The 22,058-nt window shown below is 49.3% G+C and carries 22 protein-coding genes; 2 read left to right on the plus strand and 20 right to left on the minus strand.

Annotation, left to right across the window (positions count from 1 at the left end):
* Positions 1–323: 323 nt before the first annotated feature.
* Together selD and yedF are read left to right on the plus strand one after the other, a co-directional pair.
* Positions 324–1,367, plus strand: a complete 1,044-nt coding sequence (selD, locus tag BM056_RS19575; protein ID WP_092473603.1) for a selenide, water dikinase SelD — start codon at positions 324–326, stop codon at positions 1,365–1,367.
* A gap of 21 nt (positions 1,368–1,388) precedes the next feature.
* Entirely contained in the window at positions 1,389–2,006 is a 618-nt protein-coding gene (yedF, locus tag BM056_RS19580; protein ID WP_092473605.1) for a sulfurtransferase-like selenium metabolism protein YedF, read from the plus strand.
* 64 nt (positions 2,007–2,070) lie between these two features.
* Here the strand turns inward: yedF and larB are convergent, their stop codons facing one another.
* From larB to spoIIP, 20 genes are all read right to left on the minus strand, one after another.
* Positions 2,071–2,832, minus strand: a complete 762-nt coding sequence (larB, locus tag BM056_RS19585; RefSeq protein WP_092473607.1) for a nickel pincer cofactor biosynthesis protein LarB — start codon at positions 2,830–2,832, stop codon at positions 2,071–2,073.
* Positions 2,801–3,580, minus strand: coding sequence for a nickel pincer cofactor biosynthesis protein LarC (larC, locus tag BM056_RS19590; RefSeq protein ID WP_092473609.1), 780 nt, complete (start codon positions 3,578–3,580; stop codon positions 2,801–2,803). The genes larB and larC overlap by 32 nt, the downstream gene beginning before the upstream one ends.
* Positions 3,577–4,110 (minus strand): hypothetical protein, encoded by a 534-nt coding sequence (locus tag BM056_RS19595; protein WP_092473610.1) that lies wholly within the window; start codon positions 4,108–4,110, stop codon positions 3,577–3,579. Before BM056_RS19595 ends, larC begins: the two co-directional genes overlap by 4 nt.
* Before the next feature lie 103 nt (positions 4,111–4,213).
* Entirely contained in the window at positions 4,214–5,215 is a 1,002-nt protein-coding gene (floA, locus tag BM056_RS19600) for a flotillin-like protein FloA (RefSeq protein ID WP_092473613.1), read from the minus strand.
* A gap of 18 nt (positions 5,216–5,233) precedes the next feature.
* Positions 5,234–5,731, minus strand: coding sequence for an NfeD family protein (locus tag BM056_RS19605; RefSeq protein ID WP_092473615.1), 498 nt, complete (start codon positions 5,729–5,731; stop codon positions 5,234–5,236).
* Positions 5,732–5,816: 85 nt separating this feature from the next.
* A complete protein-coding gene (gene rpsU, locus BM056_RS19610) occupies positions 5,817–6,011 on the minus strand; it encodes a 30S ribosomal protein S21 (RefSeq protein WP_092473617.1) in 195 nt (64 codons plus the stop codon).
* A gap of 118 nt (positions 6,012–6,129) precedes the next feature.
* Positions 6,130–6,474, minus strand: coding sequence for a histidine triad nucleotide-binding protein (locus tag BM056_RS19615; RefSeq protein WP_092473619.1), 345 nt, complete (start codon positions 6,472–6,474; stop codon positions 6,130–6,132).
* Between the two features lie 86 nt (positions 6,475–6,560).
* A complete protein-coding gene (gene mtaB, locus BM056_RS19620; protein WP_092473621.1) occupies positions 6,561–7,877 on the minus strand; it encodes a tRNA (N(6)-L-threonylcarbamoyladenosine(37)-C(2))-methylthiotransferase MtaB in 1,317 nt (438 codons plus the stop codon).
* A 2-nt stretch (positions 7,878–7,879) separates the two neighbouring features.
* A complete protein-coding gene (locus BM056_RS19625) occupies positions 7,880–8,626 on the minus strand; it encodes a 16S rRNA (uracil(1498)-N(3))-methyltransferase (RefSeq protein WP_092473622.1) in 747 nt (248 codons plus the stop codon).
* 4 nt (positions 8,627–8,630) lie between these two features.
* Positions 8,631–9,548 (minus strand): 50S ribosomal protein L11 methyltransferase, encoded by a 918-nt coding sequence (gene prmA, locus BM056_RS19630; RefSeq protein WP_092473625.1) that lies wholly within the window; start codon positions 9,546–9,548, stop codon positions 8,631–8,633.
* A 112-nt stretch (positions 9,549–9,660) separates the two neighbouring features.
* Positions 9,661–10,782, minus strand: a complete 1,122-nt coding sequence (gene dnaJ, locus BM056_RS19635) for a molecular chaperone DnaJ (RefSeq protein WP_092473631.1) — start codon at positions 10,780–10,782, stop codon at positions 9,661–9,663.
* Positions 10,783–10,908: 126 nt separating this feature from the next.
* Positions 10,909–12,750, minus strand: coding sequence for a molecular chaperone DnaK (gene dnaK, locus BM056_RS19640; RefSeq protein ID WP_092473633.1), 1,842 nt, complete (start codon positions 12,748–12,750; stop codon positions 10,909–10,911).
* A gap of 59 nt (positions 12,751–12,809) precedes the next feature.
* Positions 12,810–13,403 (minus strand): nucleotide exchange factor GrpE, encoded by a 594-nt coding sequence (gene grpE / locus BM056_RS19645; protein WP_238456563.1) that lies wholly within the window; start codon positions 13,401–13,403, stop codon positions 12,810–12,812.
* A gap of 69 nt (positions 13,404–13,472) precedes the next feature.
* A complete protein-coding gene (gene hrcA, locus BM056_RS19650; RefSeq protein ID WP_092473636.1) occupies positions 13,473–14,519 on the minus strand; it encodes a heat-inducible transcriptional repressor HrcA in 1,047 nt (348 codons plus the stop codon).
* Positions 14,520–14,691: 172 nt separating this feature from the next.
* A complete protein-coding gene (gene hemW / locus BM056_RS19655) occupies positions 14,692–15,936 on the minus strand; it encodes a radical SAM family heme chaperone HemW (protein ID WP_092473638.1) in 1,245 nt (414 codons plus the stop codon).
* Positions 15,937–15,938: 2 nt separating this feature from the next.
* Complete coding sequence (locus BM056_RS19660) at positions 15,939–16,163, minus strand: hypothetical protein (protein WP_092473640.1); 225 nt, start codon at positions 16,161–16,163, stop codon at positions 15,939–15,941.
* Positions 16,164–16,277: 114 nt separating this feature from the next.
* Complete coding sequence (gene lepA / locus BM056_RS19665; protein ID WP_092473642.1) at positions 16,278–18,086, minus strand: translation elongation factor 4; 1,809 nt, start codon at positions 18,084–18,086, stop codon at positions 16,278–16,280.
* 97 nt (positions 18,087–18,183) lie between these two features.
* A complete protein-coding gene (locus tag BM056_RS19670; protein ID WP_092473644.1) occupies positions 18,184–20,223 on the minus strand; it encodes an ATP-dependent DNA helicase in 2,040 nt (679 codons plus the stop codon).
* A gap of 338 nt (positions 20,224–20,561) precedes the next feature.
* Positions 20,562–20,882, minus strand: a complete 321-nt coding sequence (locus BM056_RS19675) for a hypothetical protein (protein ID WP_092473646.1) — start codon at positions 20,880–20,882, stop codon at positions 20,562–20,564.
* Between the two features lie 52 nt (positions 20,883–20,934).
* A complete protein-coding gene (spoIIP, locus tag BM056_RS19680; RefSeq protein WP_165613619.1) occupies positions 20,935–22,008 on the minus strand; it encodes a stage II sporulation protein P in 1,074 nt (357 codons plus the stop codon).
* Positions 22,009–22,058: the final 50 nt, after the last annotated feature.

Consider the following 22,058-nt stretch of genomic DNA (forward strand, 5'->3'; position numbering starts at 1 on the left):
CAATTTTACCTTTTCAGATTTTAACATATTATGATTGCTGGTGCATATTGTATTTATTTATTATAACCATTAGTAAAAAGTATACCATTACTATTTAAGCAATCAGAATTCAGTAGTCAGTAGTCAGAATCCGTCAGTTGTTCCGGGCCGGTTCTCTCATTCTGACTACTAAGTAGCTGCAGATGCTGAATAATTACAGTATATCATAAGAAAAACTTTTACAATATGTCATATGTATAAAATTTTTTTATTCAATTAATAAAGGATTGCTTTAACTAAAAAAAGAATATTCGTGAGAAGCTAATAAGAGGAGGTTAATCTACATGCTCAACCAACAGATTAAGCTGACAAGTCTGGCCAAAACCTCCGGGTGAGCGGCTAAAGTGGGTCCCCAGACCCTGTCGCAGGTGCTGCGACATTTACCAACCACCACCCCAAACCCAAATTTAATGGTCGGACCGGGCACCTCCGATGACGCCGCAGTTTATAAAATTAACGAAAATCAGGCCTTGATTTCCACGCTTGATTTTTTTACCCCGATGGTGGACGATCCGTACGTTTACGGGCAAATTGCTGCGGCAAACTCTCTTAGTGATGTATACGCCATGGGAGGTAAGCCGCTTTTAGCCTTAAACATAGTTTGTTTCCCCGATTGCCTACCTACTTCCGTATTGGAGGAAATGCTGCGGGGCGGCGCTGACAAAGCAATTGAAGCCGGTTGTATCATTGCGGGAGGACATACGGTACGCGACGATGAGCCCAAATACGGTCTGGCTGTTACGGGCATGGCTCACCCCGACGAAATTATATCCAATGCCGGCGCGCAGGCGGGTGACCTGTTGCTGCTAACAAAGCCCTTGGGTACCGGAATCATCAACACCGGTATCAAGGCAGGTCTGGTTTCGCCCGAAGCAATGCAAATAGCGGTTCTTGCCATGTCTACACTGAATAAGGCCGCTTCGGAGGCTATGCTCAAACACGGTGCCAGTGCCTGTACCGACATTACAGGGTTTGGGCTTTTGGGGCATGCGGCGGAAATGGCTGAAGCAAGTGAAGTTAGTTTACACATAAAATGTAAATCAGTACCGTTGTTGCCGGAAGCAATGGAAATGGCGCGCATGGGGTTAATTCCTGCCGGTGCCTATGATAACCGACAGTATTTAGAGGGGAAAATACTATTTGACGGTGATCTGAAACCTGAAGAGCAGCTGGCGCTTTATGACCCGCAGACCTCGGGAGGATTGCTTATTTCTGTGCCTGAAGCCAAAGCCGCTGCCCTGGTTGATGAACTGAAGGGAAAAGGCGTTGACTGCGCGGTGATCGGCCAAGTGCAGCCTTATACCGGTACGCTGATAACCGTGGTTTAAACATTTGAAGGGAGCAAAAATATGCAGCATAAAATTGTGGATTGTCGGGGGCTGGCGTGCCCTCAACCGGTGATTAACACTAAAAACGCATTGGAAGAAACAGACATTAACTCAGTTACTACTATCGTTGATAATGATGTTGCCCGCCAGAATATTACCCTGTTTGCCAAGAACTCCGGGTATACTGTAATAAGTAATGAAAAAAAAGACGGTTTTTATCATCTAACCGTCAGCAAATCGGACAAGCCTTCCTCTGAACCGGGAACCATTATTGGACCAAAAAGCGAAAACGACACTGGTGTGGGCCCAGTTTATTTCATCACAACCAACTCATTGGGGCAGGGCTCGCCGGACCTGGGCCAGGTTTTGATTAAAAGTCTGTTCACCACCCTTGTAGCTACCAAGCCGCTGCCCTCAGCACTATTGTTTTTAAACACCGGGGTATTCCTAACCTGCGAAGGGTCGCCGGTGCTTGAACAGATTGAAAAGATGCGAGGCGAAGGCACTGCGGTATTATCCTGCGGTACATGCCTGGATTATTACAAACTTAAGGATAAGTTGTCCATAGGTAACATTTCCAATATGTTTGACATCAACAATCAGCTCATAGGACCGGGCAAAGTTATTGCCATAGGCTAAAGAAAGCCGGTTCCCATAACCAACGGGTACCGGCTTTCTTTACTAATTATTCATTAACCAATCATTATACATGCTTTAATCCGCTGCGGATGATGACATCGGCCAGGGCCGCCGCTCCGAAGCCGTTGTCTATATTAACGACACCGACTCCCTTGGCGCAACTGTTGAGCATGCTCAGCAGCGCCGATAACCCGTTAAAGTTGGCTCCGTATCCGACACTGGTGGGCACAGCCACCACCGGCACATCCACCAGGCCGCCCACCACGCTGGCCAGCGCGCCTTCCATACCGGCAACCACAATTAGCACCGCGGCGGTTTCAAATTTGTCGTAGTAGGCAAAAAGCCGGTGAATCCCTGCCACACCCACATCATAAATTCGCGCCACCTCGTGCCCCATAACCTCAGAGCATACCGCAGCCTCTTCCGCCACGGGAATATCGGCGGTTCCGGCAGTTAAAACAAGAACCCTGCGGGAGGAGTTTTTACAATGTTCCCTGGTCAGGCTCACCACCCGGCCGGGTACATTATATTTTGCTTCCGGATATTGGGCCTGAACAGCTTCAAAAATCTCCTGTCCGGCTCTGGTAGCCAAAATGTTACGGTTCTTTTCAGCCAGACTGTGAAATATTTTAACCACCTGCTCCACAGTTTTCCCCTGACAAAAAATCACTTCGGGGAAACCGTTGCGCAGTGCTCTGTGATGGTCAACTTTAGCAAAGTCAAGGTCCTCATAAGGCAGTTTTTTTAACTCTTTTAAAACATCGTCCAGTCCCGCCTGCCCTGCCTTATATTGTTCAAGCAGTGCAACAATGTGCTGCATGTTCATGCTGTTTAATTTTTCCCCCCTCGTTTGAAGGCAAACAAGTTCCCAACAAGATTCTTAGCATGTTTGGCAGTTCTAATTCGTGATACCCGGCCCCGTATCCAACTTTTTCGACCATCATCTCCGGTAACGGGCCAAACCCACCACTAATGGTGGTAATTATAGCGGCACCCGTAGGAGTCAGCAGCTCTTTGCCGGGACCGTAGGCATAAATTGGCACGCCTCGCAATAACTCAAGGGTTGCCGGAGCAGGAACGGGTAAGAGGCCGTGCTGGCATTTAACGAACCCCTGCCCGACATTTAAATTAGAACAATGTACCTCTTCAATGCCTAAAAGATCCAAGCAAATTGACGCGCCTACGATGTCAGCAATAGAATCGAGACCCCCGACTTCATGAAAATGGATATTATTAATACCCGTCCCGTGAATTTTAGCTTCCGCCTCAGCCAGACGATTAAATATTTTTAAACTTAAATCTTTGACACTTTGCTTTAAGTCACTGCGGCCAATGATGTCGGCAATATCCACCAGATTTCTATGGGGCTGTGGTACATCGTCAACTATAACATCCACCTTGGTTCCCGATAAACCCGACCTTTTAACTGCCGCCGCCTCGAGCCGGAATCCGGGTAAGCTTAATTGTTCCAAACCACGCTGTAATTGCTCCAATTCAACGCCCAGATCAACAAAGGCTCCCAGAATCATATCCCCGCTAATACCGGAAAAACAATCAAAGTAAGCAAATTTCATTTTCGTCTCCCCCTGTAACCGCCACGTGTCCCGATTATTTCTCCCACCAAGATACTGCCTGCAAGTTCGGATTTGCCATTAAGGGCAGCCGCCAGCGGGTTTTTTCCACGCCTTCTTTTGCGGTGCTCCTGCCCCTGGCCTGGTGAAGATTTACCCTGCGGGCAAACCGATTCACCCGGTTCCGGCTGCCGTCGAACAACCTCTAACGGCACCGGTTGTTCAACCGGCTGCCTGCGGGTCGCCGGCTCCGGCAGGTGCCGTATATCACCGGTCCTTTGGGGTTCAGGCTCCATTAACACCGGATCATCTGCCGGGGTTTCCTCTTGCCGCCTCCCGGATACCGCGCCGCCATTTCTGTTCCAGGGACCGGAAAGTGGAGCATCGTCCTCCTCACTATAATTCGGTGTATCAGCAGGAAGCGGGAAATCGGTTTCCTTTGGTCTGGGGGGTATTGGCGTACGATTGGCCGTCCTTGCTAATCTAGAAAAAACCAGATAAAAAATTATGAGCAAAATAATTAATGTGTTCATAGAATTTCCCCCAGGCTTTTATCTAATCTCTTAGGCCCCCATTTCTATTAGTGGGGGTTACTCTTGCACTTCAGTCCCGGTGTTCAGCTTTAGCTAAACGAGTTCACTTGGGGCCCTTGTGGTTGTCTGCTTCTTCATCCGACCCCATTTTGGATAAATTTTGCCGCATACCGGTGTCAGCCATTATATTTTGCATATTATAGTAATCCATAACGCCCAGGTGACCCCGGCGAAATGCTTCGGCCAGCGCCAGCGGCACCTGAGCCTCAGATTCGACCACTTTGGCATGCATCTCCTGTACTGCCGCCTTCATTTCTTGTTCCCGGGCAACGGCCATCGCCCTGCGCTCCTCGGCTTTGGCCTGGGCTATCTTTTTATCAGCCTCGGCCTGATCGGTCTGCAGCGTAGCCCCAATGTTACGTCCAATGTCAACATCAGCTATGTCAATGGAAAGAATCTCAAAAGCGGTTCCCGCGTCAAGCCCTTTGTCAAGGACGGTCCTGGATATGGAGTCTGGGTTTTCCAATACTTCCTTGTGATTATCCATTGAACCCACTGTGGAAACAACACCCTCACCCACCCTGGCTAAAACGGTTTCCTCTCCGGCACCGCCAACCAGCCTGTCAATATTAGCCCGCACTGTTACCCGGGCCACAACTTTCACCTCAATGCCGTCTTTGGCCACCGCGGAAACCAATGGTGTCTGGATAACCTTGGGGTTAACGCTCATTTGTACGGCTTCCAGCACATCCCTGCCGGCCAGGTCAATGGCCGCAGCCCGTTCGAAGGCCAGGTTAATGTTGGCTCTTTCAGAGGCGATCAGCGCATCAACCACCCGGTCTACATTGCCCCCGGCCAGGTAATGAGCTTCAAGCTGGTTCACCGAAATATCAAGTCCGGCCTTATCAGCTTTAATCAGCGGATTAACAATGCGCGAAGGCGTAACCCGGCGCAAGCGCATGCCAATTAGCGTAACAATCCCGACCCGTACTCCCGCGGCCAAAGCTGAAATCCACAGCCCTACGGGGATAAAACTAAAAATAACAACTACTGCCAAAATTATCAGCACCGATAAAACTAAAACTGAAATTGCTCCGGCATCCATTATTTTTATAACCTCCTTTTATTCTTTTATCGCTCGCACTATAATGCGAACATCCTCTACTTTAATTACCTGGACCCTAACCCCTGCCGCTATGTAACCTCCCTCGCTGACAACATCTACCCGGCTGCCGCCTATTTCAACAGCACCGGACGGGCGCAGCGGGGTAATTGCTAATCCTTTCTTGCCGACATAGTCTTGCAGATCGGCCATAGGCGCCTGGTAGCCCGAAGTTTTAACCTGCCGGTCTCCCAGGGTCAGGCGGCGCCAAACATTAATTTTAGCCATTAATTTAATACCGGCCGCAAGCAGGATGATACTTGACACCAGGGCAATAACCACTGCCTTTAAAGTATCAGTTACGTCAACGCTTAATAGCAATATGCCCCAACCCAGAAAAATAATTCCTATAACACCGGCAACACCAAAGCCGGGTATAATGAATATTTCAAGTACCAGGGCCAGGAATCCCAACAAAAACGCCATTGCGGCCAACCAAGGAACGAGTTCGGGCGACAAAGCAACCACCCCTATCAATAATTTTAATGCCCGGCACTTATAAATACCGGGCATAAATTGCTTATGTTAGCATTTGGATATTGAATTAATTGAACGACCTAGAAAACCTGGACTTACGTTTCCGGGCGGCTTCGGATTTCTTTTTCCTTTTTACGCTGGGCTTTTCATAGTGTTCGTGCTTTCTGGCTTCAGCGAGAACCCCCGCCTTTTGGCAGGTGCGCTTAAAACGCCGGAGGGCACTGTCCAGAGTTTCATTTTTGCCTACTCTAACTTCTGCCACCGATTTTTCCCTCCCCTCCGCTGAACCGCAAAACCTTGCGATAAATCAAGCTTAAAAACAACCCCCAATGCAAATTACCATACTTGGCTATTATACAATAACCCCTTCGGGTAGTCAATTACCCGGGTGGCCATTGCAGCTGCCTTCCGGCCAAAAAATGATAATGTATGTGGAACACTAACTGGCCGGCATCTTCCATGCAGTTTGAGACAAATCTGAATCCTTTTTCCGATAGTCCCATATCCCGCGCCACTGTGGCCGCAGCCCTTTGCAGTTCTCCCATAACCTTGCTGTCCTCAGGTTCAAGGTCAAAGAACGTGGGTATGTGCTTTTTAGGAATAAAAAGAAGGTGGACGGGAGCCGCCGGTTGAATGTCTTTAAAGGCCAACACATTATCGTCCTCATAAACAATCTCAGCCGGTATCTCCTTATTGATTATTTTACAGAAAATACAATCCTGCACCTTTTCCACCTCCTCCCACGGAAATAAAAATAACGGCACCTGCAGGCCTAATAGATTGTTTCAACAAATTTTTGTTATTTCCTGCATTACTTTAAAATTATTCTGCCCATTATGCTTGTGCCACTTAATTTTTCAGCATTTACATTGATAATTGTCCCCTGGAGCTTCCTTGCACCCGGGAAAACCACGCGAATATAATTGTCGGTATGCCCTTCCCACAGGTTTTCCCTTTCCTCCGGCAGCGCTTGTTCAACTAAAACCTCAACTGTTTGACCCAGGTGCCCGGCTGCAAAAGAACATGCCAGATTCTCACCCAATGTAATCAAGGCCCGGCTGCGCTTTTCTTTGTCCGCAGGATTGACTTGAGCGGGAAAATCCGCTGCAGGCGTACCCCGGCGGGGAGAATATTTAAATACATGCAGCCCGGAAAAATTCATTTCCTTAATAAAAGAATACGTGTTGTCGAAATTTTCCTCAGTTTCTCCCGGAAAGCCAACCATGACGTCCGTGGTAACACCAAGCCCGGCAACCTTGTTCCTGGCTTCCTCAACCAGATTTCTATAAAAAGCAGTGTTATAGCGTCTTCTCATTTTTGCCAGAACAGTATCGTCCCCGCTTTGCAAAGGAATATGTAAATGCCGGCAAAAAGGTGTTCCCGCAGCTACAAGCTCTATCAACTCCGGGGTTATATCGTTGGGCTCAATTGAACTCAGCCTGATCCTGGCGATACCCGGGACCGACGCCAGCTTTTCCAGTAATCGCACCAGGCCGTGTTTATCCTGTTTGTCCCGGCCATAAGCTCCGGTATGAATTCCTGTCAGAACTATTTCCCGAAACCCTCGCCGCACCAGGTTGTTGGCCGCAGCCAAAACACTTTCCGGCTTTCTGCTGCGCAGCGGGCCGCGCGCGTAAGGCACAATGCAATAGGAGCAAAAATTTTCACAACCCTCTTGAATTTTCAAGTAGGCCCGCACCCTGCCCTGGCAATCCTCACCCGGCAAGTCCTCAAACTCACGGCATTTTAAAATATCGCCGACGGCTTTTACCTTGTTACCCTTGACCGCACTTTCCACCAGGTCCACTATTGCGGCCCGGTTGCCGGCCCCCAGCACCAGGTCGACCCCCTCAACCTCCAGAACCTCATCCGGCGCCGTTTGCGCGTAACAGCCCGTGGCTACCACCACGGCATCAGGATTTGTTTTGTTGGCCCGCCGGATCATCTGTCTGGACTTGCGGTCCCCCAGATGGGTTACAGTGCAGGTATTAATCACGTAAACATCGGCAATTTGCTCAAACTCAACTATTTGATAACCGCGTCTCCTGAACAGCTCCTCCAGGGCGGCCGATTCATACTGGTTTACTTTGCAGCCCAAAGTAGTTACAGCCACCTTTTTTTGAGTCATTACTATTCTCCTCCCAGATCGCCCCATTGGTATAAAACCATGGTTATAACTGCCGGGCCGGCGGTTTCGGTACGCAGAATGCGCGGTCCCAGGGTAACGGGAATGGCGCCGCGCTCACGCGCTTGATCAACTTCCCGCTCTTCCAGCCCACCCTCGGGACCGATTAAGATATAAACTTCCCCGGGCCTGGGCCGGGCTTCAAGTTCCTCTTTTAACGTACAGGCCGTCTCTTCCTCCCAGGGCACCAGTACCAGCGCGCCGGACGGAATAAGGTTTAATGCCGCAAGCCAGTCCACCGGCTCGTGCACCGAAGGCACTATACCCCGGCCGCATTGCTTTGAAGCCTCCAGGGCGATACGCTGCCATCGCTCCCTGCGGGCCGCCTCTTTTTTGGCGTCCAGGCGCACCACGCTGCGGCGGCAATAAACGGGGATATATTCTGAAGCTCCCAGTTCAGTGCCTTTTTGAATAACGTAGTCCATCCGCTCACCCTTGGCAATCCCTTGCACCAGCACCACCCGAACCGGTGGCTCTCCCCCGGCCGGTTCCCGCTGCAATACTCGGCAGTGGACACTGCCTTTTTCTGTTTTATCAATTTGGCTGATATAAAGATTGCCGCAGCCATCCAGTAATGTTACTTTTGCGCCGGGTCCCAGACGCAGAACCTTGATTATATGGTGTGCTTCAGTTCCGGTTATTACAATAGTATCGTTTTGAATTTGTTCCGGCTTTATAAAAAACCTCGGCATTTATTTACACCTTTCTGCAAACCAGCGCCACCCATTCTCCCTTTTCCATTCTTCGCTCGCAGGTCAAACCAGCATTCTCCAGGGCCAGCGCAACTTCATCGGCTCGGTCACGGATTATTCCTGAAGCAATCAGGTTACCTCCGGTTTTAAGCGCTGCCGAGGCATCGGGAGCGAGTGCTTTAATCACATCGGCAATAATATTGGCTACAATTATGTCTGCCCGGACCTTCACCGACCCTTCAAGCAAGTTTCCTTGCCTGACAGTTACGATATCCACCACATTATTAAGCTGGATATTCTCAGCCGCCGTGCGAACAGCTACTTCGTCAATATCAACAGCCACGACCTTTTCTGCACCCAGCAGCGCCGCCGCCACGGATAAAATGCCCGAACCGGTGCCGACGTCATAAACAAGCTCGCCGCCGTGCAGCTCATCCTCAAGCAAGGCCAGACACATTGAGGTTGTTTCGTGGGTACCACAACCGAAAGCCATGCCGGGATCAAGCTCAATTATTATTTCATCCCCACCGGGGTTGTATTCCTCCCAGGATGGTTTGATTACAAAACGCTTGCCTACTTTAATGGGCTTGTAGTATTCCCGCCAGGCGGTGGCCCAATCTTCTTCATGAACTTCCCGGGTGCTCCAGGTTACTCCAAGCTGACCAAGTCGCGCCAGCAATTGCTCTAAACGACTATTCGTCCCTGGCCAGGCCGGGTAATAACCCTTTACCACAACCCCGCTCCCGGCCGTCTGACCAAAAGACGGTGCAACTGTTTCAATGCTGCCCTGGTTGATGCAGTTTACAATTAAGGCGGGGTCGTCAATAACAACCCCGCCCGAACCCATTTCGTTCATCACGTTTGCCGCTGCCTCCACATTTTCCCGGGTGCAGGCAACGGCAACCTCCAACCATTTACCCAATTAACAGCCCTCCGTACTTCCAGGAGTCAGGAGTCAGAATTCTAAAATATTACGGATTAAAACTTTCTCTAGCTCCTGACTACTGACTCCTGTCTTCTGACTCCTCACTAAGTTACCCCATAAAAGCATCCCGGACTTTTTCAAAAAATCCCTTTTCATTGCTGCGAGGTTTCTGGCCCTCAATCTTGGCAAATTCCTTTAATAATTCTTGTTGCCTGTCGGTTAACCTGGTGGGTGTAACTACATTAATATGGACGTGCTGATCACCCCGCCCATAGCCGCGCACATCGGGAATACCTTTGCCCTTCATCCGCAGTACCGTGCCTGATTGTGTCCCTTCGGGAATTTTGAGCTTGGCTTTGCCATCCAGCGTGGGGACAAAAACCTCATCGCCCAGGGAAGCCTGAACGAAGGAAACCGGCATTTCAAGAATAACATTGTTGCCCTGACGGCTAAAAATTTCATGCGGCCGGACATGGATAAATACAAACAGGTCACCCCTGGGACCGCCCCGCAAACCGGACTCGCCTTCGCCTGAAAGGCGCAATCTGGTACCGTGATCAACCCCGGGAGGGATTTTAACCTTAATGGTCCTGGTGCGGCGGACTTGCCCGGCCCCCCGGCAGGTGGGGCAAGGTTTTTCTATAATCACCCCGGTACCTCTGCAGCGGTCACAAGTACGCGATTGTACAATTCTGCCAAAAGGGGTGCTCTGGGCAAATTGGATTTGCCCCGTTCCATTACAGGCACCGCAGGTATTTTTTGAGGTTCCGGGCGCAGCTCCGCTGCCGCCGCAGGTGCTGCATTCTTCAGTCCGGGGAATTTTAACGTCCTTTTCCAGGCCAAATGCAGCTTCTTCAAAAGAAACCTCAACATCAGCCCTCAGGTCGGCACCCCGCTCAGGCCCGCGCCTGGCCCGGCCGGAACCTCCGAAGAACATGTCAAAAATATCTCCCAGGCCGCCGCCAAAATCAGCGCCGCCGAATCCGCCAAACCCGTTAAACTGACCATCGGTAGCCGCGTGACCGAAGCGATCGTAACTCTCACGCTTTTCAGCATTGCTTAAAACGTCATAGGCTTCGGAAGCTTCCTTAAACTTTTCCGCAGCATTTTGATCATCTTTATTAACATCAGGGTGATATTGGCGGGCAAGTTTTCGATAAGCTTTTTTAATTTCTTCCTGAGACGCTTGACGGGAAACTCCAAGCACCTCATAATAATCCCGCTTCGCCACGGAACTCACCACCTTTATGTTTAAAGCCGCCGGGAGGGCATGGAAAAATCTGCCCTCCCGATGCAAGGTCAAGAAATAATCACACTATATATTCTACGAATATTCTACCCAAAGGTGCATTATCCTTTATTTTTTCTTATCTTCGTCAACCTCGTACTCAGCATCCACCACATCATCCTTACCCTGCTCCGCTGAAGCGCCACCTTCACCCTGACCTTGCGCCTTATCGGCCTCGGCCTGCTGCTGGTAGAGCGCCGCAGACAGTTCGTAAAGCGGCTTGGTCAGTGCTTCCATGGCATTCTTAATTCTCTCGTTATCTTCACCCTTTAATGCTTCCTTCAATTCCTCAGCAGCCTTGTTTACCTCATCAACCTTGGCCTGATCAGCCTTGTCGCCCAAATCCTTAATCGTCTTTTCAGCCTGGTAGATCATGCTGTCCGCCTGGTTGCGCAATTCCACGCTTTCTTTGCGCTGTTTATCTTCTTCCGCGTTACGCTCGGCATCCTTGACCATTTTATCAATATCATCATCACTGAGCCCTGTCCCGCCGGTAATGGTGATACTTTGACTCTTGCCCGTACCCATGTCCTTAGCCGACACATTAACAATACCGTTCTGGTCGATATCAAATTTAACCTCAATTTGAGGCACTCCCCGCGGCGCGGGAGGAATGTCTGACAGCTGGAACCGGCCCAAAGTCTTATTTCCCGACGCCATGGAGCGCTCACCCTGCAGCACATGAATTTCAACCGTGGTCTGGCCGTCGGCAGCAGTAGAAAATACCTGGCTTTTTGAGGTGGGAATAGTCGTATTCCGCTCAATCAGCTTGGTAAAAACGCCGCCCAGGGTTTCAATGCCCAGTGAGAGCGGGGTAACGTCCAGCAGCAGTACATCCTTTACTTCGCCTGCCAGAACGCCTGCCTGAATGGCAGCGCCAATGGCCACGCATTCATCAGGGTTAATTCCTTTATGAGGTTCTTTTTGCAGATACTTCTTAATTGCCTCCTGCACTGCGGGAATACGAGTTGACCCGCCCACCAGCAGCACTTTGTTAATATCCTTGGGCTCCAGTCCGGAATCAGCCATGGCCTGCCTGGTCGGCCCCATGGTTTTTTCCACCAGGTCGGCGGTAAGCTCATTAAACTTGGCCCTGCTTAACGTAATATCCAGGTGTTTGGGCCCGCTGGCATCAGCTGTGATAAAAGGCAGATTGATATTGGTGGTCATAACACCGCTAAGCTCAACCTTGGCTTTTTCAGCAGCATCTCTCAAACGCTGCATCGCCATGCGGTCACCCTTGAGGTCGATGCCGGAATCCTTTTTAAATTCACTGGCAAGGTAATCAACAACCCTTTGGTCAAAGTCGTCTCCACCCAGGCGGTTATTACCGCTGGTGGCTTTAACCTCAAACACGCCTTCTCCCAGGTCAAGAATGGAAACGTCAAAGGTGCCGCCGCCCAGGTCAAATACCAAGATGGTTTGGTCTTCTTCTTTATCCAAACCGTAAGCAAGGGCTGCGGCTGTCGGCTCGTTGATTATCCGCAGCACCTCGAGCCCGGCAATTTTTCCCGCATCCTTTGTTGCCTGCCGCTGGGCATCCGTAAAATAAGCCGGTACCGTTATCACAGCCTGAGTAATTTTTTCACCCAGGTATGCTTCGGCATCGGTCTTTAATTTCTGTAAAATCATAGCCGAGATTTCCTGCGGGGAATAGTTTTTGCCGTCTATATTTACCTTAAAATCAGTACCCATATGTCTTTTAATGGATGCGATAGTGCGGTCGGGATTGCTGATAAACTGGTTTTTGGCCACCTGGCCGACCAGCCTTTCCCCTGTTTTGGAAAAACCGACAACTGACGGGGTAGTCCGGCCGCCTTCCGCGTTAGGTATAACAGCAGCCTCGCCACCTTCTATTACAGCCACACAAGAGTTTGTGGTTCCCAAGTCAATTCCCAGAACTTTTGCCATGTATCTCTCCTCCTCAAATGGTAAATCAGATAAAATATCAGTTTATACGCTAAAGGTTATCAGCACGACTTAGCCACCTTAACCATTGCCGGCCGGAGCAGTCTGTCCTTTAAATAATATCCCCGACGCAGTTCAGCTATTACCATATTTTCAGGGTGTTCCTGAGTTTCTTCCTGCATTACCGCCTCGTGCTTGGCCGGATCAAATTCCTGTCCCACCGTTTCAATGGGGGTCAGTCCTTCCCTTTGAAGTATTTCTTCCAGCTGGCGATAAATCATCTCAACCCCCTTAACCACGTTGGATGGGTCCTCATCCCTGGCAGCCAATGCCAGATGAAAGTTATCAATTACCGGCAACAGCTGTTCACATAGCGAAGCCGAGGCATACTTGAAATACTCTTCCTTCTCCCTTTGAGTGCGTTTTCGATAATTCTCAAAATCGGCCTGAAGTCGCACAAGTCGGTTAAAATAGTCCTCAGCTTTTGCTTTTTGTTCCGCCAACTCGCTGCGCAGCTGCTGCACATCCAGCTGCTCTTCAGCGGCCTCAGCCGATAAATTTTCCTCCTGCTGTTCCATAGCAGCACCAGCATTTTGGTCCTGGCAGGAATCTTCTTGCACTTCCTGATTAATAATATCTTTTTCACTATTTGGCAAAATAAATTCACCTCCGCAGTTGCCGGCCTGAAATTAGGCGGCAGCTTATTCAAACATGATTGCTATTAATTAACTACCGCGGCCGCGCAGCAACCTTTCCATAACCAGGGAAAGATTTCTGGTCATGTATTCGACCACGGTAAAAGCTTTAGCGTAATCCATCCTGGTTGGCCCGATTAAACCAATACCGCCCAGCGCTTTCCCTCCGGCGGAATAGCCGGCCATAACCATACTGCAGCCCTTCATTTGATCGTTTTCTATTTCATCACCTATTTTTGCCGTCACACCGCCGGTATCAATTACGCCAACCATGATTTCAGCCAGTTTGGCCTCTTGCTCCAACAGGCTGAGCAGGGTTTTAACCTTTTCAATACTGTGAAATTCCGGCTGGTCAAGGATATTAAATACGCCACCCAGGTAAATTTTTTCCCCTCCGTCGGTGGCCAAGCTCTCTTGAATTAAATCCATGGCCATGTTTAAAATATGCTTTTGTTTAGCCAGTTCAAAATAAATTTCTTTTACCAGTGTCAGGCGTATATTTTCCAGGGACATACCTTGCATTTTCTGATTCAGCACGGATGAGATAGTCTCCAAATCAGCAGGCCTGATACTTTCCGGTATTTCAATAATTTGGTGATGTACCGCCCCTGCATCGGTTACCACTATCATCATCGCCTGGGTCGGGTTTAAATGAACCAGCTGAATATGCCTGAATTTGCCCTTACCGTAATGATTGGTTAAAACTACAGCCGTATAATTGGTGATTTGAGACAATAACTGCCCGGTCCGGCGGAGAACCTGACCAATATCCTGAACCTTGGTCAGGTAGCTGTTCAGCACCAGTTTTTCCTCTTCGCCGCTTAATTCCCCGCGTTTCATCAAGCGGTCAACATAATATCTGTAACCCATGCCGGAAGGTATCCGCCCGGCTGAAGTATGGGGCTGTTCTATGTAACCCAACTCTTCAAGATCAGCCATTTCATTCCTAATCGTAGCCGGACTGACTCCCAGCTTGTACTTTCTGGCAATGGTCCTGGAACCCACGGGTTCAGCGGTAGCAATATAATCCTGGATGATTGCCAATAAAACATTTTGTTTTCTGGCGTCAAGAGTCAATCCTACCACCTCCTTGTTAGCACTCTCCCGCATTGAGTGCTAACATCTAATAAAAACATAGCACCAATATTTTCTTTTGTCAATAAAGAAGACTTGGTTCAGGTGGGGTTTTTGACCCCATCTGAACCTTAGTCGCACTTATTTCGAGCTTACAGCCTGTTAATCCCCGACCCTAAGAGGGCGGGGTCTTACAGGCTGTGCGAAGACAAGTTATAGGAGGCACAAACTCACTCATGACCATATTTGATACATTTACCCCCCGGCTGGTTAAACGCAGGCTGCCTTCCGCTTCTTCAAGAAAACCCTGTTCTATCAGCCGTCGGGCAACACCGGGATAGCGGTCATCCAATGAGTATCCGAATCTGGCTTTAAACCAAGCCAGGTTAAGGCCGGCGCTAAGCCGCAAGCCAAGGAAAATTGTTTCAAAGGCATCATTTTCGGGCGTAACAGTCTCCTCCCAGGCTGCCGGCGGTAGTCCTTCTGCCAGCCGGGACAGATACAGGTTTAATTGTTCGGTATTTGCATAACGTTTATTTTTTATCCTGGAATGGGCTGCCGGGCCCAACCCGATATACTCCCCGTTGTGCCAGTATACGAGATTATGCCGGCATTCCCTGCCCGGCCGGGCATAATTGGATATTTCATATTTCTTTAGACCGGCCTGCTCCAGCAAAGCAGCGGTATCCTCATACATTTGTATTTGATCATCCTCCGCGCAAAGCGACAGTTCCCCCCGCTCCAGCCGGCGCTTTAGCCTGGTTCCCTCCTCAATTTGCAGGCCATAAGCCGCAATGTGTTCAGGCTGTAATTCAATTGCCTGCTCCAAACAGTGACGCCAGTCAGCGGGACTCTGCCCCGGAGCCCCAAAAATCAAATCAAGGTTTATATTATCGAAACCTGCCGCCCTGGCTGCCCGAACCGCATCAACCGTCTGCTCAACGGTATGGATCCGTCCCAAAATATTCAGAGTCTTAGTGTCAAACGCCTGGGCCCCGATACTAAGTCTGTTGACACCGGCCCGGTACAGTGACTGCAGCTTCTGCCGGTCAATTGTCCCGGGGTTGGCCTCAACTGTGAATTCGGTATTATCTGATAAAGAGAAGCTACTTTTAATTAACTTTATTATTTCCAATATTAGCTCTAAAGATAAACAGGTGGGGGTGCCCCCACCTATAAAAACAGTCGACATGGATAAATTTTTTTCATAACCAACGTTAATTAATTCTATTTCAATTAATTCTATTTCCCGCTTCAGACCGGCTGCGTACCTTTCGGCGTCCCCGGAGTTATAGGAAAAAGATATAAAATCGCAGTAATCGCACTTGCGAACGCAAAAAGGCACGTGCACATATAATGACGCGGGTGGATTATCACCTATAAAGCAATAGTTTGAAGCGTAATTAATATTATTCACCATGTTCAGCTTCCAAGCAGTTTATGACGCAGGCCGGTTACCAGCCGTTCCTCACCGTCCGGCTCCTGTAAAACCTTTTTAATTTCTTTCCAAACTTCCGGGCACTTGGTTTCCGCCAGCCCCACAATCTCCCGCATGGCCATATCCACTTTGCGCCGTTCTTCTTTACTTGACGGGGTTACCCCGGCCTTTTCCATAATTTTTCCACAGTGCCGCAAATAACAGCTCATAATCATCACCTGATCTTTAATTATTCGTTACTATTCAGTATTCAGAAGTCAGAATGCCTTGACCCGGTTCTATTATTCTGACTCCTGACTCCTGGCTTCCGACTCCTATGTCAATTATTCATCCTTTACGTTAAGCACCGCCATAAAAGCTTCCTGGGGAATCTCCACATTTCCCACTTGTTTCATCCTCCGCTTGCCTTCCTTTTGTTTTTCCAACAGTTTACGCTTACGCGTAATATCCCCGCCGTAGCATTTGGCCAAAACATCTTTGCGCATGGCCCGGATCGTTTCCCTGGCTATAATCTTATTTCCAATGGCCGCCTGCAGGGGGATTTCAAACATCTGCCTGGGGATCAAGCTGCGGAGTTTTTCAACCAGCGCCCTGCCCCGGCCGTAAGCTTTATCTTTATGGGCAATTGTACTCAAAGCATCCAGCGGTTCCCCATTGACTAAAATGTCCATTTTAACCAGATTCGATTCCCGGTATCCCGCCACTTCGTAATCCAGGGAGGCATAACCCCTGGTACGTGATTTTAATTGATCAAAAAAGTCAAAAATAATCTCACTGAGCGGCAAGTCATATTTCAGCATAACCCTGCTCTGGCTCATATAAACCATATCAACATAGACCCCGCGGCGGTCCTGGCACAGATCCATCACCGCACCCACGTATTCCTGGGGCACCATCACCGTGCCGGAAACGAAAGGCTCCTCCATCATGGTTATTTTACCGGCATCAGGCATTTTGCTGGGGTTATCAATTTCAATCACCTCGCCGGCAGTTGTCGTTATCCGGTAAACAACACTGGGCGCCGTAGTTATTAAATTAATTCCATATTCCCGTTCTAATCTTTCCTGAATAATTTCCATGTGCAGCAAACCCAAAAAGCCACAGCGATAGCCAAAGCCCAGGGCATCGGATGTTTCCGGCTCGTAAACCAGAGAGGCATCATTAAGTTTAAGCTTATCCAGGGCATCGCGCAAGTCTTCGTACTCGGCGGATTCCACCGGATAAAGGCCGCAATAAACCATCGGCTTAACCTGGCGGTAACCTGGCAGTGGTTCAGCCGCGGGACGCCGGGCATCAGTAACAGTATCGCCCACCCTGGTATCCTTTACATTTTTCATACTGGCGGCAAAGTAACCAACCTCACCGGCGCTTAATTCATCGACTGATACAGGCGCAGGCTTAAAAACACCAAGTTCGTTAACTTCAAATTCTTTGTCTGTAGCCATCATTTTAATCTGCATGCCCTTACTGATCCGGCCTTGAACAACCCGGATATAAGCTACCACGCCCCGGTAAGAGTCGTAATGCGAATCAAAAATCAGCGCCTGCAATGGCGCATCCTCATCCCCCTGCGGCGGTGGTATCCGGGTAACTATTCTTTCCAATATCTCCTCTACCCCTGTGCCGTTTTTGGCTGAAGCAGGAATAGCGTCGGAGGCGTCCAAACCGATAACATCTTCAATCTCGCTTCTAACCCGCTCAGGGTCGGCGGCAGGCAGGTCAATTTTATTAATTACCGGTATAATTTCCAGGTCATGATCTATAGCCAGGTAAACGTTGGCCAGTGTTTGGGCTTCGATACCCTGCGCCGAGTCAACCACCAGCAATGCGCCTTCGCAGGAGGCAAGGCTGCGCGAAACTTCATAAGTAAAGTCCACATGCCCCGGAGTATCGATCAGGTTTAAAACGTATTCCTGCCCGTCACGGGCCCGGTAATTAAGGCGGACGGCCTGCAGTTTTATGGTTATGCCTCTTTCCCTTTCCAGATCCATCTGGTCCAGCACCTGTTCAGACATCTCCCGCTGGGTCAGGGCGCCGGTGTATTCCAGCAATCTGTCGGCAAGAGTGGACTTGCCATGGTCTATGTGGGCGATGATGCAAAAGTTTCTAATTCGTTCCTGTCTTCTTTGCACTGCCAGTTCCTCTCCCTTAAAAATTAGGTCAATTCATATCAGTATATTATAGCATCCATCAGGTCAGGCTGAAAAGGACAACCTGCACTTGTACTTATTACAGCCGGGTAGATACATTGGCCGCTGCCCGCGCATGATGTTTTGGTTCAGTCGCAGAACCGGGCCATAAAGTGGAAAGAGCGCTCAAATTTTGGACAACTTTTGCACCTGCCGGGAAAGCCCCCAACACATGCTGCTCCCACGGCCTACCCGGAACTGGTTCCAAAATGACGATGGCGCCCCGGTCATCCCGTGACCGGATCAGCCTGCCGCATCCTTGTTTTAATCTCAAGCCCATTTCAGGATAGTCCACCGTGCTAACCGGATCCAATCCCTGTTCCTTCATCTCGCGCCTGCGCGCCTCGATCAGCGGATCCTGAGGCGGAAAGGGCAACTGCCAGATCACCAGCAGGGATAATGCTTCACCTGGTACGTCAATTCCCTCCCAAAACCCGGAACCAACGAGCACCGACGATATTTCTTCACGGAATTTTCGGACCAGATAACCCCTTTCCGCACTATCTTCCCAAAGAAATTCAAAGGGCAGCCGGAATTCTTTCAGCCCCTTTCGGATTTTACGCACATCGGACGGCCTATTGGTAAGCACCAGTGCCCGCCCTTTGGAAACCCGCAATAAAGAAACCAACCGCCTTAAAGCCCTGGGGAACCAGCTTTGTTGATCAACGGCGGGTAATCGTTGAGGCAGATAAACTAAAACCTGTTTATCAAACTCAAAGGAACTGCCCACAGATGAGCTTGAAAATTCCTTTAAACCTAAAGCACGCGCAAAGTAACTAAAATCTCCTCCAGTGCTCATGGTTGCTGAGGAAAACACTACGGGAAGTCTCCTGGCAAATAGATGCTTATTTAACATACCGCTGAGGTCCCGGGGCACCACCCAAAAACTCTGGTCCAGCCGGTCGGCCCAGAAAATGACATCTTTACCCCTATTCCGGCAAAACCGGTCCAGAGCCAACGCCGCCCGTTCCACCCCCGCCTCATATGCTTGCAATCGCGTATGAGAGAGGGTTTGGAGGTGCAGATCTTGTTCGTTTTGCAGTTCAAAATGCAATGTTCCAAGTGCGCGCCGTAAGGTATCCGCTGCCCCAAGCAGCTCATCATTTATCCGTATGGTCAGCCGGTCCGTTTGCTCATCACCGGCAGCCGCCTGGTAAAGGATTTTGAAAAAGCGCGCGGTGGCCTTATCCATGGCAAAGGCAATGGAAATTAAAGACGTTCTGGCTCCCTGAATTTGTTCAATGGAGGTAAGCATATCATCAATATCCTCTTTAACCACCTGCCGTCCCGCCCTGAGTGCCGCCGGAAGCAGTATTTTATGGCCTTCGTCAAAGATTACCGCTGAGTAATCGGGCAAAAGAGGCAGTTTACCTTCAGCGACCCGCTCATCCCGTGTCCAAAGGTCATCAAAAAAGGTGCCGTGGTCGCACACAACCAGGTCCAGAGCCGACCGGTAATGCTCCCTCGCCTTAACCAGCTTACAGAATCCCCGGTCCGGGCAAGTTTCGCAGGGCATTGTTTCATCCCAGGCTACCTGTGTCCAAACCCGGTCCGGTACACCGGGCATCTCAGAGCGTTCTCCCCGTTCAGTCTTTCCCGCCCAGTGCAACACATTTGTAACCGCCTTGCCTGGCTGTTCAAACAGCAGGTTGTGAAACCGGTTAACTTTGATATCGCAAATGTACTGATGTGGATCCTTGGCCATGCGGACATCAATATCCAGATCCAGCAGGCGCGAAAGTTTTTCTATGTCTCCCCGGGGTCCGGCCAACTGCTCCTGGAGCGCTGTGGAGGCGCAGGCAATCACGACAGGTTTACCCTTAAGCCGGGCATAAGCAACCGCGGTAAGCAAATAAGCAAAAGTTTTACCAATACCCAATCCAGCCTCGGCGAAATGCACTTTTCCCCGGCATGCGGCATCGGCAAGCTTAAACGCTGTGTAAATTTGCTCTTCGCGAATTTCATAGCCATGCTCGGGCAGGACATCATAAAACACCTGCCCGATCCATTCGGTGAGCTTTACCGGAAAATCATGTTTACTTTGATATGCAAAAGGTAGATGAGATCTGACAGCACACATACTGATTCCCCGTTCCATTAATTTAAGGGGAGAATTAATTCTCCCAGATTCCTTGACACTTTATTGAATATGTGATATACTGTTACTGTAATTTAATTTAAATTAACCCCTATAGCATAAAGTTCATTATACATAAATTCTGCAAAAAAGTAAAGCTTTATTTAAGCCCTTGCGCCTTCCAGGTGGTAAGGGCTTAAGTTTTTTCACACTAAATTACCATTGACAATTAACAATGCAGCGCTGCGGATAATAAAAACGCGCGTACAAATCTTTTGTGCGCGCGTTTTTTATCCCTTAGCCCCATCAGTAAAGATTCTGATTAGTACAAACAAAACATACTACGGCCAGCCTTTAATCTCATAAACCAACTGCTGCATCATTTTTAATCTTTGTTCAATTATATCAACCAGATGCTCGATTTCAACCCGGGTTGTTGGCCAGATTTCCCTGACCCGGATACTCTTAAAAGGCAATTCCAGTGTATCACCCAGCAGGGTAACCTGCAAATTATCTTGTTCAAGCCGCAGGTCCATCAAAACCAGTGGTTTATCCGGAGCCACAGTCTGGTTATAATTTTCCACAATAACATGGGCACCGAAAATAATTATTCCTATAAAAATACCCAGGCTCGCCAGCATTGTTTTTCCGGGGGTATGCATAATCACCACTCATCTTTTTCTCTATTTTTGCCAGATAAAATTTATCGTATACTCAGTCTCTATCAAGACAGCGTTTCACCAATTCCGCCAGCGGACCGGCCAGGAGCTTAACGGTTTGCACCGCCTCTTCGGTTGAATTGCTGACACTTCCGATTTCCAGCAATATTGCCCGGGGGTGCAAGAATTGGTTGTAGCGACCTTCCTTAATGCGCACGTCTAAACATAGTCCGGGGTGTTGCTTGTTAATCTCATCCGCCAGTTCCCTGGCAAAATCATAATTCTGTCGCCAGGTTGGAAATGGAGCTCTGGCATCGGAGCCGACAATAATCAGAATCGGTGCAACAGTTCTGCCATCCACGGTTACCACACTGTTTTCTCTTGGTTTTCCTGCATCCCGATGGATGTCTAAAACCACCTGAACCGACGGGTTTTCTTCTAATAATTTGCGCAGCGTCTCCTGCGAACGGTCATAAGAGGTATTATAATTGGCGTCGTTGATCGTATCTGACACTGCAGCTTTGATACCATACTTTTCTTCCAGCTCCCTGCCCAGGGTTGCGGCTACTTTAACCACACCGCCCCTTTTCCCATTAAACCGTTCGGTCCCGTCCGTCAGAGCGTATGTTTCACCGGTATGAGTATTGTATATCGCCACCAGACTTTGCCCGGAAACCGGGGTTACGGGTTTTACCAGTTCATTATCCTGCTCCGCAGCCACTTCAGGTGCAATAACCGGAACAGCCTCTTCCTGCTGCATATTTACCGCGGCCAATAAGGGCACCTGCAGTTCCAGCATACTCCGGGGACTGTGCCTGTCAATGGTGAAGGTTTTAACCAGGGGCGCGACAAGGGAGCCCGGGGATACCACCTGGGGAATGTCCTCACCATTCCCCGTCCAGGCCATAACCGGCACTGCCACCCGCATAATACTGCGCGGGTCGCGATCACTCCAGTTTATCAATTGATTTAAGCACCACTGCTCAACTGACAATAGTCCGGGAGAGAAATTATCCATCATACTGACTAACATCATTAGAAAAATAAATAAAACAATCAGAACCAGCCAGGGCCTGACCGATTTATGAAGCCTGTACCGCTTATAAGAATAATAATAAGAGGGTTGCATAAAAAATCCCCCTTTAACCGGGAAGTGTTCTATCATATGCCCGGAAAAGG

The sequence above is a fragment of the Desulfotruncus arcticus DSM 17038 genome (assembly GCF_900113335.1).
GTDB classification, from domain to species: domain Bacteria; phylum Bacillota; class Desulfotomaculia; order Desulfotomaculales; family Desulfallaceae; genus Desulfotruncus; species Desulfotruncus arcticus.